The 14,701-nt window shown below is 56.9% G+C and carries 9 protein-coding genes; all 9 read left to right on the top strand.

Annotated features, from left to right (window positions below):
• Positions 1-1,031: 1,031 nt before the first annotated feature.
• On the top strand, positions 1,032-5,564 hold the full coding sequence (locus B1526_RS04200; RefSeq protein WP_162287933.1) for a SpaA isopeptide-forming pilin-related protein: 4,533 nt from the start codon (positions 1,032-1,034) through the stop codon (positions 5,562-5,564).
• Between the two features lie 168 nt (positions 5,565-5,732).
• Positions 5,733-7,664 (top strand): isopeptide-forming domain-containing fimbrial protein, encoded by a 1,932-nt coding sequence (locus tag B1526_RS04205; RefSeq protein ID WP_095614842.1) that lies wholly within the window; start codon positions 5,733-5,735, stop codon positions 7,662-7,664.
• 28 nt (positions 7,665-7,692) lie between these two features.
• On the top strand, positions 7,693-8,715 hold the full coding sequence (locus tag B1526_RS04210) for a class C sortase (RefSeq protein WP_235607018.1): 1,023 nt from the start codon (positions 7,693-7,695) through the stop codon (positions 8,713-8,715).
• 101 nt (positions 8,716-8,816) lie between these two features.
• On the top strand, positions 8,817-9,863 hold the full coding sequence (locus B1526_RS04215; protein ID WP_095614843.1) for a Cna B-type domain-containing protein: 1,047 nt from the start codon (positions 8,817-8,819) through the stop codon (positions 9,861-9,863).
• 2,259 nt (positions 9,864-12,122) lie between these two features.
• Positions 12,123-12,431, top strand: coding sequence for a 50S ribosomal protein L21 (gene rplU, locus B1526_RS04220; RefSeq protein WP_095614844.1), 309 nt, complete (start codon positions 12,123-12,125; stop codon positions 12,429-12,431).
• A 54-nt stretch (positions 12,432-12,485) separates the two neighbouring features.
• Positions 12,486-12,737, top strand: a complete 252-nt coding sequence (gene rpmA, locus B1526_RS04225; RefSeq protein WP_095614845.1) for a 50S ribosomal protein L27 — start codon at positions 12,486-12,488, stop codon at positions 12,735-12,737.
• 295 nt (positions 12,738-13,032) lie between these two features.
• The gene (locus B1526_RS04230; protein ID WP_095614846.1) at positions 13,033-13,698 is read left to right on the top strand and encodes a helix-turn-helix domain-containing protein; all 666 of its coding nucleotides are present in this window, start codon (positions 13,033-13,035) and stop codon (positions 13,696-13,698) included.
• Between the two features lie 170 nt (positions 13,699-13,868).
• Positions 13,869-14,456, top strand: coding sequence for an IS607 family transposase (locus tag B1526_RS04235; protein ID WP_095614847.1), 588 nt, complete (start codon positions 13,869-13,871; stop codon positions 14,454-14,456).
• On the top strand, positions 14,449-14,701 hold a 253-nt coding region (locus tag B1526_RS04240; protein ID WP_157908696.1), incomplete at its 3' end, for a helix-turn-helix domain-containing protein. The genes B1526_RS04235 and B1526_RS04240, both read left to right, overlap by 8 nt.

Below are 14,701 nucleotides of genomic sequence, written 5' to 3' on the forward strand. Positions count from 1 at the left end.
GGCCGCCCGCGTCGTGCGGTTCCGCAGTTTGTGGTGCCGCGCGTCGCCTACACGCCGCCCGCGTCGTGCGTTGCCGCAGTTTGTGGTGCCGCTGGTCGGGTGGAGGCCGCCAGCGTCGTGCGATGCCGCAGAGTGGATGCCGCGCGTCGCCTACGCGCTCCTAGCGTCGTGCGGTGCCGCAGTTTGTGCCGCCGTGCGTCGCCTACGCGCTGCCAGCGTCGCGCGGCATCGCACGACGCGCGGGGAAGGCGCCGCACACAGCTAGTGGCGAGCCAGGGGTTTTCCTTATATATGGTGACGCGACACGACTGATACACGATACAGGGATCGTGACGCAGTGTAAATATGGCCAATACGGGGGAAGCGTACGGGATGCATGCGCCGCGATGCGCAGATGGGTTTGCGCTATGGGTGTATACGGTCGGCGGCCACGCGCACGATTGCAGTGCGCACATCGGAGGAATGTGCGCTTACATAGCTGACTGCGCAACCGGATAGGGCCGTATTGATTACGTTGTCAGAGGGTGGAGAAGGGATTGTGGAGGGGTTGTGGGCATTTGGGAAAATGGACGCTTGAGTCTTGGATTGTGGGATTGATTATGGTATGCAACGACGTCGGAACGACGGTATGCGGCGCTTGGTATTGCACGCCACATCAAAATGTGCATGAATTGTGAGGAAATCGATTGAGACCGTGCGAAGCGTTGCCGCATCTTGTATAAATAGACGCTTACGACACTGGATTGCTTGGCTGACTGTCTAACGCCTCAGGCGAAACGCCGATGCAAACGTTTGAACAGGCCATCTTAAGCGATTCAGCGCGTTCGTTGTGTGTGCATTTTATTCCGCTTCAGGTAAAATGCAGTACATATGCATAACGAAGGCGTTGCCACCGGTAGAGGAGGGATGCGACTGCGAAGGATTGCGGCCAGAATCGCCGCGGCATCCAGCTGAGGGCGACGCCACAGGAAACGTGACTAACGTCCCGATCCAGCATGGACCGGGAGGAAAGAGCAAAAGGGGAAGAACCTATGAGGATGAAACACGGGAGCGACCGCGGGCCGACCACATCGGCAAAGCCCCGCCTGCTCGCCGCCTTCACGGCGGTGGCGATGATGTTCGCCACCGCCGTTCCCGCGTTGATGCCGAAGACGGCGGTGGCGGCTGACTATGATCCCGATCTCGCTACCAACGGTGGCACCTGCTCGCCGATGAACATCGAGCTCGGCGATACGAATGTCACGGCCAAGGTAGACAACGGTGTGGCTACATGGGTTGGACGCGATATGTACGTCGGGTCGCGCCCGAGCAATACCGCACTACTGCAAGGTTGGAGCACGGACGGTGGCACTGAGCCCGGTGGTACTTATGCGGCTGAGGCCGAAGGCCTTACGTTGGTCAACGGCCGACTCGCGATGAACCCGTACAAGAAGTCGTGGTCGAACTACGGCTTCCGCTTCGGCGTCGTCGGTTTTGGCGCGCAGTTCCGTCCTGCACCGGGATCGTTCACACTTGCCGTATCGGGACGGAACACCGCTATCGGCAACATGAAGATGCCGGCAAATCTGGAAGCAAGCTCGAATACGGAAACGAATGTCGGCGCATGGGCCCGTCCGGCCTTCGTCGGTGGAACAAAACCGAATGATACCAACTGGTATAAGGCAAAGCTCGCGGGGAATCAATCTTATACTCTTGCCAGTGATTTACCCTATGGGGACAAACAGACAGGACGTCGTGCTGCTATCGTCGGATTCTGGACCGAGCAAGATAGCAATACCAGCATCACTTGGGATACGAATACGAATGCCGGGGCCACGCTGTTCGACGATGTGAATGGTGTTAACTACAACAATTACAATAATTCCAAGGCTAATTTCACGAAGAATATCCAAGATCAGTCTCAGTGGATGTACAATATGACGTCAACCGGTACTGTGACTGTACGTGATACTGAGAATGGCAGCTATCATTGGCGCAATAAGTATAATAATGGCGATATTCAGTATAAGTTTGAGTACAACGATACTCACAAAGAGAAGGTGCTGGTTTTCACTGGTAACGGCACTTCTCATATGCAGGTCTTCAATTTGAATGCTTCCTTGCTTAACAGTACAGGCTATTCGGGTATCTCATACGATTTCCGCAATTTGCCGTCAGACGCTTCAATCGTAATCAATATCGTAGATGACGAAGGTAAGCCCTATGAAGGTGACATCACCTATCACAATGGCTGGCAGTTCTGGTGGACGCCAAGCGCGAAGGCCGATACTCCAGTAAGCAACTTGACCGAGATTGGTAATGGCTATTTTGATAACGCTCCCGATACGTCCAAGAAGGCTTATTCGGTTGCCTCTCAGGCCATCATGTGGAATTTTGGCAAGACCGAAAATCTTACAATTTACGGTGGCATGTACAACGGCCAGACCGATAACGGCGAATATTCAGTGGCTGACATTGGTGATGGTACTAGCAAACAAGGTGATGATCCGGCTGCCGCTATGCTCGGTTCCATCATGGTGCCTCATGGTTCCTTCGACGATCATGTGACGACCAATGGTCGCGTGTGGGTCGGTGATGATTTCATGATGAATAACCCAGTGGCTCCGTTCTCCAGCAATAATGGCGTACAATTCACCGACGGTAATTCCGCGTCCATCATCGATATGGATCAGGAGCGTCATAACTTCTCTTGGTATGGCTCGCTGAGCACGTCGTGCTCGGCGATTGACTGGACGAAGGTCGGTGAGGACAAGAATCCGGAAACTGGTGATAACGTGCCGCTTGGGGGCACCACATGGGCGGTGTACAACAACCTGGCTGCCGCGAAGGCCAATAGCGCCACGACGGCAACCAATACAGGTAACGACACTAACCCGAACTTCACGGCGGGTCGTCTGTTCACGGTGACGGATAACATCTCCTCGTCCGGAGATCTCAATCCGATTGCAGGCGCATTCCAGCTGCAGAAGCTGCTGCCGAACGCGAATTATTACATCCGTGAAACGGCAACGAATAATACCGCCTACACGGAGAATCCGAACATCTACCACTTCCAGACGAAGAACAGCGGCACGACGACGAATACGTTCGTCCGTGTTCTGGATGCGGAGGGCATCCCAATCGCTGAGAATGAGGATAAGCTCATCACTTCGAACGGCTCCATCATCAATCCGCTCAACGGTTCGTCGATTGAATGGGGCAAGACGGAGCAAGGTAAGTTTGCGGGCCTTGATGGTTCGGAATGGGTGCTGACCAAGACGGGTACGCCACAGCAGCAGTGGCTCATCGAGGATGATGGCAAGCCGATTGAGTCGCTGACAATCTATGACGGAGAGCAGGAGGCCGGTGATTATAAAGTTGTGACACAGGGCCAGCCGTTTAACCTTTCCGCTGTGGTGTCACCGGCAGATGCCAACCAACATGTCGAATGGACGGCTGATCCGAGAGAAGGTGTCTCCATCTCATCGAGTGATAACGGGCGTTCTGTTGAAATCGTTGCGCAGAAGATTCCTCCAGCAGGAGGTAATTTCCTGCTCACGGCTATTGCGGCGGATGGCACGAATCAGGATTCGATAACCATTCATGTGAATCCAGTCAAAGTCAAAAGCATCACTGTCACCCCTCAGAACCCAACGGTCATGAAGGACGGCACACTGCAGCTCACGGCAAAGGTTATTGGCGAGGACGACAAGGAGCTTTCCCTGACGCCTGAATGGGTGTCCGATAACAAGGACATCGCGACTGTGGACGCCACAGGTAAAGTCACTGGTGTGTCCACGGGTTCGGTCACCATCACCGCCACTGCGGGCGACAGTGCAGCAACGACAACGGTCACTGTGCTCGACGGTACTCGGATCTACGTTGATGCTTCAGCCGCAAATTGGGGCGACACGACTTATCTCTACTATTGGGGAGACGGCCTTACCGGGTCCAAGTGGCCCGGCGAAGAAATGGAAAAGCTGTCCAATGGATTGTATTACAAGCTTGTTCCTACAAAGGCAGCATTCAAAGTGATTGTCAATTGCGGGAATGATGGATGCCAGACTGGTGACACCGATATCTCCGCTTCGTCAACAAAGAATACCTTCAAGCTTACTGTTGACAAGGACAAGAAGGTAACCATTGACGATACGTATGTTCCAGATCCTCAGGCAACACCTGTGAGCACGCAGAGCAATGCTCGACGCAAAGCCAAGGCAGCTCGCGCGGGTGATACCACACCTACGTGGTCGCACATTGATACGACTGGATGGGTTGATGACAAGCAGCTTGCGGACAAGAATCCTGCCATCGGCAAGTTCAAGCTCGACGGATTGTCTGCCGGTACCTATTACCTGCAGGAGAATAAGGCGCCTGATGGTTACTTCATCAATCCGACGGTGTATACCATCACGATTGGTGAAAACGGCAGCGTCACTTGGTCGCCTGAGCCCGACACGGACTCCAATGGTCTTCATTGGATTTCCGATGTCCCGACTGAGTTCAGCTGGGACAAGGTTGACGCCGGGTACGTTGAGGGTGTCGATGGTACCGTCCCGAAGAATCCGATCGCAGGCTCGAAGTGGAAGCTTGAGAAGTTCAAGGCTCCTGCCACGGCAGGGGCTGAGGGAAACTATGAGACCAACATTGCCGAAATCAAGGACTGCACCTCAGATGATAAGTCTGGCTGCGCAATAGATGAAGATGAAGTGGCAGGTAGTTTCAAGCTGACCGGCCTCGCGCTCGGCAAGTACCGTCTGACGGAGACCGCTGCTCCGGCAGGCTACCAGAAGCCGAATAACGTCTACTACTACTTCGAGCTCAGCACGAAGAAGCCTAGCGACACCACGCCGGTGAAGTGGACCAAGGGTACTGAAGAGATCAACAGCACTACAGGTGCGCCGAAAAACGCAACAAAAACCGCTTCGGATACGAATAGTGGACGTTCTGTGCAGAACCCCGAAGCTCCCAACTATCGCTTGCCTGGCGACGTATACTGGGGTAAGGTGAGCTCGGAGACGGGCTCCGACGGAAAGCACGTTTATCTTGGAGGTTCTGCTTGGCGAGTTACCTACATACCGGCGACTGGCGAGGGAGAAAGAGTTACCGTCGATATCACCGACTGCGTGAGCTCCGGTGGGAGTAAGACCGGAACCTGTGACGAGGCCGAAACGGGCAAGCCTGCATGGGCGTTTGACAGCTACCCCGCAGCAGGACGCATCGGTTTCCGCAACCTGCCTTGGGGCACGTACGAGTTGGTAGAGACCAAGGCACCGGACGGCTACAACGTCGATTCGGAGACTGTCTACACCTTCACCGTGGATGCAACGCACCGCGAAAATGTGCGAATCTACGTGAAGAACAGTGAAGGGAAACCGGGCGATCCGATTATCACGCCGTCGAACCCTACGGACCAAGAAGGCAAGCCTCTGCCCGATTATCCGAACCAGGTTATCAGCAATACTCCCGGCTTTGAGCTGCCGTCGACCGGTGGCGAAGGCAACACGCTGATTATGTTGTTCGGGGTTGCGCTGATAGCGATATCGATGCTAGGCTGTGCGATAGCGATGAGGAAACGCATCTAAACAATCACAGTCAACGATGAACAATTAAAAATTTGGTGCCGTCTGCATCGGTTATCGCGAGACGGCACCTCCCTTGCACGAATCATTCGATTCTTTGCCGGGGGGAAGTAAAAAGGTTTTATGAATCGCAAGGTTTATAAAATTTGACAATCAATCGAAGGAGATAACATGAAGAAGGTTTGGAAGGGCTTCGCCGCCGCGGTCTCCGCCGCTGCGATCGCCGCCACCGGTTTCATCGGTGCCACCTCTGCGTATGCGGATGATCCGGTAACGGATGAAGATGGCAATGTCACCGTCACAGTGAACGGTGCTACCAGTGCTCAGGATAAGTTCAACGCCTATCGCATTCTGGACGTCACCAACAGCGGTTCCAACTACACCTATACAATTGCCGTTGACAATACAGGTAGCGGCAAGTACCTCCAGGTGCTTCGTGACGCAACAGGTCTTCCTCTGAACGGAACTCAGGCTCAGAACAATACGGCTATTAACAACTACATCCGTTATGGCACGGCAACTCCCGAGACGGATGCTAGCGGGAATATCACAGCAACGGAAATCCAGAGTGACAGCACAGCGATGAAGCAATTCGCCGACGCTCTTTGGGTTGCCATCAACAGCCAGAAGAACGCGGAAGGTAAAACAGAAGCTGTTGCACCGGATAAGCAGTTCGTCGGCGGCCAGTTGATTACACCAGCTGAAGGCGAAACCCCTGCAGTGCTGGGCGCGCAGTTCACTGGACCTCAGGGCTACTACCTGATTCGTCAGACTGATGCTGCAAATACGAACGACACCCTCTCTGGACTCATCCTGAACACTGCCGGCCAGAACGGTGTGCAGGTCAGCATGAAGAAGGATGTCCCGACCGTTGAGAAGCAGATCAAGGACGTCAACGATACCTCTGGTGCCACCAATTGGGGTGACGCTGCAGATCACGATGTCAACGATCCCATCGAGTACAAGCTCACCGGCACTACCGCAAATAATGTGAACGATTACCACAAGTATCAGTTCAAGTTCACTGATACGATGTCTGCGGGTCTCACCTTCGTCAAGGCTGATCAGACAATTGCGAAGTCTGATGTTGTCGTCAAGGTGGACGGTGTCCAGCTTGCGGAAAATGCTTATACTGTTTCTCTTACGGATGTTGCGACTAACACAGCTGCCCCGTATACTGGCGGCACTGTGCTGACCGTTGATATTGCTGACCTCAAGACGGCAAACTATCTTGACGCGGACGGTAATCTTGTTACCGATGACAAGGGCAACGCTAAGGTGATTGCGCTCAATGGCGGCGACAAAGTCACCGTTGAGTATCGTGCTACTCTTAACGAGGATGCCAAGATTGGTGTGCAGGGCAACCCGAACAAGGTTCAGCTTTCCTTCGCCAAGGATCCGCACTTCAACGGAACCGGCGAACAGCCGACGGGTGAAACTCCTGAGGACACGGTCATCGCTTTTACCTACGAAGTGAACGCCAACAAGGTCCAGGGCGATGGCACGACTCCTCTCGCTGGTGCGAGCTTCGCCCTCCTGAAGAAGTTCAAGACGGGAGACAGCTTCGTGTGGAAGGCTTATCAGCCTGCAGCCGCAGCTACTGACGACAGCCCCAAGGTCTACGCTGGATGGGTTTCCATCAACCTTCCGCAAGGTGTTACGCTCCCGGACGATATCGCTACGCTCCAGCAGAATGTTGCGCAGCACATCACGCCGAGCATCGCGACTGTCCTTGAGGACGGCAAGTATGTGGCTAAATTCCCGCGCATCGACGATGGCGATTACGCACTCGTCGAGACCGTGGTTCCGGCTGGCTACAACTATGTTGCACCGAAGACCTTCACCGTCACGCAGGGGATTACTCGCAATCCTGCGACTGCAGTCCCGGATGGCACTACAAACACGGGTATTTGGACGGATCCGACCGTCACTGGTATGACTGTTAACGGTGGTACGATTTCCACGAACATCGTCAACAAGTCCGGTTCCCAGCTCCCCTCGACCGGTGGCATGGGCACCACGGTGCTCTACGTCGCTGGCGCTGCGATCGTCCTGATCGCTGGCATCGGCCTCGCGGTTGCGCTCCGTCGCCGTCAGGCCTGAGTGAATCACTCCACTAAGGAAAGGTGACATGAGGAATCGTAACTCAGCCAATCTGCCTCCTCAGACTGACCGTAGTGCCGATTCCTCCACCGTTACGCCGCCCGCCGGCTCCGCACAGGAATCGACGGGCGGCAGCCTTATGGAGGACCAGGCAACGTCAACACAGTCAGTAAAAAAGAAAAGCGGCGTCGGACTCAACATCATGATCGCCGTGTTCGCGATCGTGCTCCTCGGCGGCGTCGGACTCCTCGTATATCCGACGTTCGCGAACTGGTGGAACAGCATGCACGCGTCACGCGCAGTCGCAGGCTACGTCGAAACCGTCAAAGACATGAGCGGGGAACAGAAGAAGGAACTCCTCGACCAAGCCCACGCCTACAATGAACAACTCAACACGCTGCCGGACCGTTGGCACCTCACCGACGAACAGATGGACGAATACAACAAGACACTCGACGTATCGGGAACCGGCATCATGGGCTACATCACGATACCGAAACTCGAAGTGCGACTGCCCGTCTACCACGGCACCGAAGACACCGTCCTGCAGATCGCAGGCGGACACCTTGCGGGATCATCACTGCCCGTCGGCGGCAAAGGCACCCACACCGCAGTCTCCGGACATACGGGACTGCCATCGGCGAAACTCTTCACCGGACTCGACAGTCTCAAAGAAGGCGACACGTTCGCATTCCACGTGCTCGACGACACGTACACGTATCAAGTGAACCAGATACGCACCGTCCTGCCAAACGAAATGCGCGACCTCGACTTCGACCCGAACCAGGACTACGCGACACTCATCACATGCACGCCATACGGCATCAACTCGCACAGGCTGCTCGTACGCGGACACCGCATTCCAACCCCCGCACACGCGGACGAAACGGAATACGACAAGGCGGACAACCAGCGGACGTTGATCATCGCAGGCATCGCCCTCGCAATCGTCCTGTTCATCCTGTGGATCATCTGGCTCATCGTGCACCGCAGCCGCAAACGCGGACGCGACGCCGTGAACGGAACACAGGTCAAACACGCGGGACGCTGAACCGGACAATGTTCCGAACAATGTTCGGCAGAACGCGAACACAACGCTTATAATTAATCAAGAGAAGAAAGAAACACCTCACCAACCCAAGGGGGGACAATATGGAACGGCTTACCATCGGCAAGCGCATCGTGCCGGCAATGCTCGGCGTGGGCGCACTCATCGCCAGCTTCGCCGTCGGCATGCCGAGCGTCTATGCCGACGACACGGCGGACGAGAACGTGCAGGACTCCATCACGACGAAGGAAGACCGCACCGACCTCGCGGCGACCGTCATCGCAGGGGACGGTGAGGGCACGATCAACGTCAGCTATGCGCACGACTCGGCGGCGCTCGAAGGCGTCGTATTCCACCTGTACAACGTCGCGAAATGGGCGAACGAAGGCGGATACGAACCAATCGGCGACTTCGCGGACACCGAAAAGTACCCGGTGAACTGGGATGTGCTCAACGCGGATCCGCAAACGTTCCGAGACATGGCGAATACGCTCGCAGGCTACATCGAAGTGAACGGCACAAAACCGGCCGCAAGCGCGATGACCGACGCGGACGGCAACGCCTCGTTCACACAGGTCGGGGACGGCATGTTCCTCGTGACCGCGGACCGCTTCGTCGAGAAGACAATCGAATGCAAGAGCTCGGCGATGCTCGTCGCACTGCCGAACGTGCACGTCGAAGACGGCGCGAACCAGCGCGTCGTCAACATCGAACCGAAAAGCGACTGCGTCGTGCCGGAAGTGAAGACCGAATCACTCAACGTCAAGAAAGTGTGGAAGGACGCGGGCAACACCGACCGTCCGAAGTCGATCACCGTCGAACTGCTCAAGAACGGCGAAGCACAGGAAACCGTCGAACTGTCCGACGCGAACAACTGGCAGCACACGTGGAGCGGACTCGAATCGGGCAACGATTGGAAGGTCGTTGAGAAGAGCGTGCCGTCCGGGTACACGACGATCTCCGACTACGACATGACCGCCGAAGACGAGGCGAGCGTGACGATCACGAACACGAAGCCGGCGCCGCCGGTCACGCCGCCGACACCGCCGGCGCAGACCGGTGCGGACATCGCGCTTGTCGCTGTGGTTGCGGGAGCGGCGCTCGTGCTCGGCGTGCTGCTCATCGTGAAGTCGCGCAAGAAGGAAGCGTGAGTGCGCGTAGTGTGAGCGCGTGAACGCGTGAACGCGTGAACGCGTAGCGGAAGGCCACCCTCGGAAGGGGGTGGCCTTCTTGCGTGTTGGTGGGTGGTGTGGGGTGTGCGGTGTTGGTGTGGTTGGGGTTAGGGGTTGGTGTGGTTGGATGTGGAGGGAATGGGTGTGTGGTATGTGCGGGCGTGTTCGTGTGTTGGGAGGTTGTGAAGGAAGCGGACGTGTTGGGTGGATAACGGGGAAGGCGGATTATAATTTACACAGCGTTCATTTGCCTGAACGCAAAAGGGCGCCATAAGATTTATCATGAGAATGATTCTTCCCCCCGACGGGGCACATCAAGCCGATGATGTGCCCCGTATCTTTTTGCGTGTGGCCCCTCTCATGCGCTCCGGTACGCTGGCGCGCGGCTGAGCGTACCGTTCTGCGTCACATTCCGCACTCCGGTATGCTGGCGCGCGCCGTAGCGTACCGTTCGGCGGTGTATTCCGCAGTTCGGCATGCTGACGTACCTCTGAGCGTACCGCAGTGCGTGAAAATCCGCACCCCGGTATGCTGACGTGCGCCGTAGCGTACCGTTCTGCGTCACATTCCGCACTCCGGTATGCTGGCGACCTCCTGAGCGTACCGTTCTGCGGTATTTCACGCACTCTGGTACGCTGGCGTGCGCTTAAGCGCACCGTTCTGCGTCAAATCCCGCAGTCCGGTATGCTGACGTGCGCCTGAGCGCACCGTGGTGCGTCTAATTCCGCACTCTGGTACGCTGGCGTGCGCCTGAGCGTACCGTTGTGCGTCTGAATCCGCAGTCCGGTACGGTGACGGGGCGCTGAGCGTACCGTTCTGCGGGGGATGTTGCGTTGCACAGGCTGGTGCGGTGGAATGTGTGCATCTGCGTGGGGTATCCGGGAATCTTTGGGTACCCAAGGATTGGTATCTTCTATCTTTGGGTGTTTGGTCTCGTGGAAACCGGGCGTGTCGGGGCCTGGAGGCGCGACACGCCGTGAGGCAATCGGGGGAGGCGCCCAAAGATGCGCAGATAGCGTCACGGAGGCACGGACGGTACCCAAAGATGGGCAGATAGGCATCGCGGACGCCCCACTGACGCCGATCAGTCAGTTCCGAGATAGGCACGCAGGCCGGGCGATGCCCAGAGCGGCATGTTGACGATCCATCCTTCGGCGCGGTAGTCGGTCATCGCCATGCGGAACGCGCGGTCAAGCACGCACGATCGAGAGATTGACATAGGCAGATGCGCCAATAATCCGATGCCCAAGGTGAATAGTCGAAATATGGGAGCCAGGAGGCTTTCCCCCTGTTTATGTGGTTGACTCCCACATTTTACCCCCCGTAAAATGTGGGAGTCAACCACATTTTGGTGGGGGAAACGGGGGGGGATGGGTCTGGGAGTGGACTTGGAATATGCGAGTGAGGATGGCTCTGTGTGCGTTGTTGGAATGGATGTCATTGGCGTGTGCGCGTAGGCGACGTTGGCGTGCGTGGGCGGCGTTAGGAAAGCGATGGATGTGACCTGATCGCAACCTATTCCGCAGTCCGGTACGCTGGTGTGCGCCGTAGCGTACCGCAGTGCGTCTAATCCCGCAGTTCGGTATGCTGGCGCGCTGCTGAGCGTACCGCAGTGCGTCTAATTCCGCAGTCCGGTACGCTGACGGACCTCTGAGCGTACCGCAGTGCGTGAGAATCCGCAGTCCGGTACGGTGACGTGCGCCTGAGCGTACCGTTCTGCGTCTGAATCCGCAGTCCGGTATGCTGACAGGTTGCTGATCGTACCGTTCTGCAGGGGAGTGTGCGCTGTACAGGCTGGTGCGGTGGAATATGTGCATCTGCGTGAGGTATTCGGGGATCTTTGGGTACCCAAGGATTGGTATCTTCTATCTTTGGGTGTTTGTAATCGTGGAAACCGGGCGTGTCGGGGGCCTGGAGGGGCGACACGCCGTGAGGTAACCGGGGGAGGTACCCAAAGATGCGCAGATAGGGTTCGCGGAGACGCCGTGGGTACCCAAAGATGCGCAGATGGGGGAGGGGAACATGGGTAGACAGTGCGGATGTCGCGAACACCGGTGTCGTCGGGGTGATTCGGTAGGTTGGAGGGGTGTGGCGCGCGGTGGCGTGAACGTGTCGGTCGGCGGGTGTCGTCGGCGTGTTGCGATGTTCATGGGACTGTGTATATTAGATTGCTGGTGTCTGGCCGCGAGGCTCGAACGTGCCGGACAGTAAGCTTTCCAAGTGAATAAAGGAACGAATATGTACGCGATTGTGAAGGCCGGCGGCCATCAGGAAAAGGTCGAGGTCGGCGATACGATCCTCGTGAATCGTCTTGCAGCCAAGAACGGCGAGACCGTGGAATTCCCGGTTGCGCTCGTCGTGGACGGCTCCAAGGTCACCGTGGCGGCGGCCGATCTCGCGAAGATCACCGTCAAGGCGGAAGTTGTGGACGATGAGGTCAAGGGACCGAAGATCCGCATCCAGAAGTTCAAGAACAAGACCGGCGTTGCGCGTCGCAAGGGCCATCGCCAGAAGCTGACCGCCGTCAAGATCACCGAGATCGCCTGAGTTCGCTCGGAATTTCGGCATCAGACGACAGTCGGACACTGAAAGGAATTAGAAATGGCACATAAGAAGGGCGCGTCCAGCTCGCGTAACGGTCGCGATTCAAATCCTCAGTACCTCGGTGTGAAGCGTTTCGGCGGTGAGTCCGTCGTCGCCGGCAACATCCTCGTTCGCCAGCGTGGCACGAAGTTCCACCCGGGCAAGAACGTCGGCGTCGGCAAGGACCACACGCTGTTCGCTCTGACCGATGGCCAGGTGCGCTTCGGCGTCCGCCGCGACCGCAAGGTCGTCGACGTCGTCGCCGAGTGATTGCACTGATCGCGTAAGCACAGTACATACTTTTCGGAAGGCCTCCGCCGCTTGGCGGGGGCCTTCCTGTGTTTTCGGGGTGGTCGAGCGGCGGTCGGTTGTTGGTGGCCGCTGGGTGGTCGTTTGTGCGTGAGGTCACGCGTGGAATGTCATCTCTAGTGACTGAGCATGAGCAATGGCGCGATTGCTACCGTCTCTGCATGTTGGGATGAGCTAACATGCTATAGTTTGTTAGATATTACTAACACTCTTAATGATGTTATGCGAATCTAACATTATGTTTGATTGATGAGAGGTGCATGCATTGGCGTATACAAGCACAATCTGGTCCAAGAGACAGCTTGCTGTAGCGGTCCGCGATGCGCGCATCGCGCGTGGTTTGACGCAGGCTGAACTGGCTCAGCGGGTCGGCGTTTCCAGGCCGTGGATCAGCCGATTCGAAAGCGGGCATGTGGAGAACGCTGGGTTCGAGCGCATCATGAAGCTATTCGAAGTGCTGGATATGCGGATGGAGGTTTCATATGAGACGAACCAATCCGCATCTCGGACCCAGAATGACGGCGATTCGGTGTCGGCGGATGACGCGCGCAGCGCTGATGGTGCGCGGAGGGCGGACGGTGTCGGATTGGGTCGCTTTGCGGGTTCTGGAGGCTTTTCTTCTGCGGGGGTGGGGTCGTTGAAGGAGGCAGTGTCGTTGAAGAGGATCCCGGGGTTTGACGATGCTCAGTTGGAGAAAATGCGTAAGCGTGTAGATCAATGGATGCAGACGCAGCTCGCTGATAACGCGTTGGGTATTTCGATGGAACGCCTTGCGGAGGGTCTGAAGCTTGATATCGCTCGTCATGATGAAAGCCTGTCCGAGGCGGTAAGGCAAATCACACAAGTGACGATTCCGGCGACGGCGAAGACTTCTGAAGCCCAGCGTGAATCCAACGACAGCCAAAGCCGCAGTCAACAATGAGGAAGGGAGATATGAAGGAACTTCATGTTCTGCTCGATGGGCAGCATATCGGAGTGCTCGCGGAGGACGACCATGGCCGGCACATATTTCAATATGATGCTGATATGGGGCGGTCGGCTGTTTCCTAAACGATTTGCTTAAATATATTTTAATATGCTATACTATGTTGCATGTTGGTGAAGGAATGGGCCGAGCGTGAGCATCTGCACCCGCAGACCGTGTGGAAATGGTGCCGTCAGGGCACCATGCCCGTCCCCGTGGAGCGCACGCCGTCTGGCATGTGGCTCATCCACGACCCGAAATACGAGACCATGCCGCAATCGAAAAGCATGGAATCCCGCACCGTCTGCTATGCGCGAGTATCCAGCGGCGACCAAAGGAACGACCTGCGACGTCAGGCCGACCGACTGAAAGCGTTCGCCCTTGGCATGGGCGTCGAGAAGCCCGAGGTGGTCACGGAGACGGGTTCCGGCATGAACGACAGGCGGCGCAAGCTCAACCGGTTGTTGTCCGACCCGACCGTGGGCACGCTGATCGTGGAGCACAGGGACAGGCTCGCCCGCATGAACGCGGGACTGGTGGAGAGCGCGTTGAAAGCGCAGGGACGCCGGATCGTCGTGGTGGACGACACGGAACTGGACGACGATCTGGTGCGCGACATGAGCGAGGTGCTGACCTCGTTGTGCGCGAGGCTGTACGGACGCCGCGCGGCCAAGCGCAAGACGGACGCGGCGTTGAAGGCGGCACGCGATGCTTGAGGCGGTCAAGGTGGCGCTTGACCCGACGCCACGGCAGGAACGACTCTTGGAGTCTCATGCTGGTGCGGCGCGGTTCGTCTACAACGCGGGACTCGCTCATGTCAAGGACATGCTCGAACGTGGCGATAAACCCGAATGGTCGTACTACGGGCTGCGCAGGTGGTGGAACCAAGCCAAGAACACACTCGCCGTGGACAAGACCACGGGAGAAACATGGTGGCCGGAGAACAGCAAGGAGGCATACA

The organism is Bifidobacterium criceti (assembly GCF_002286935.1).
GTDB classification, from domain to species: domain Bacteria; phylum Actinomycetota; class Actinomycetes; order Actinomycetales; family Bifidobacteriaceae; genus Bifidobacterium; species Bifidobacterium criceti.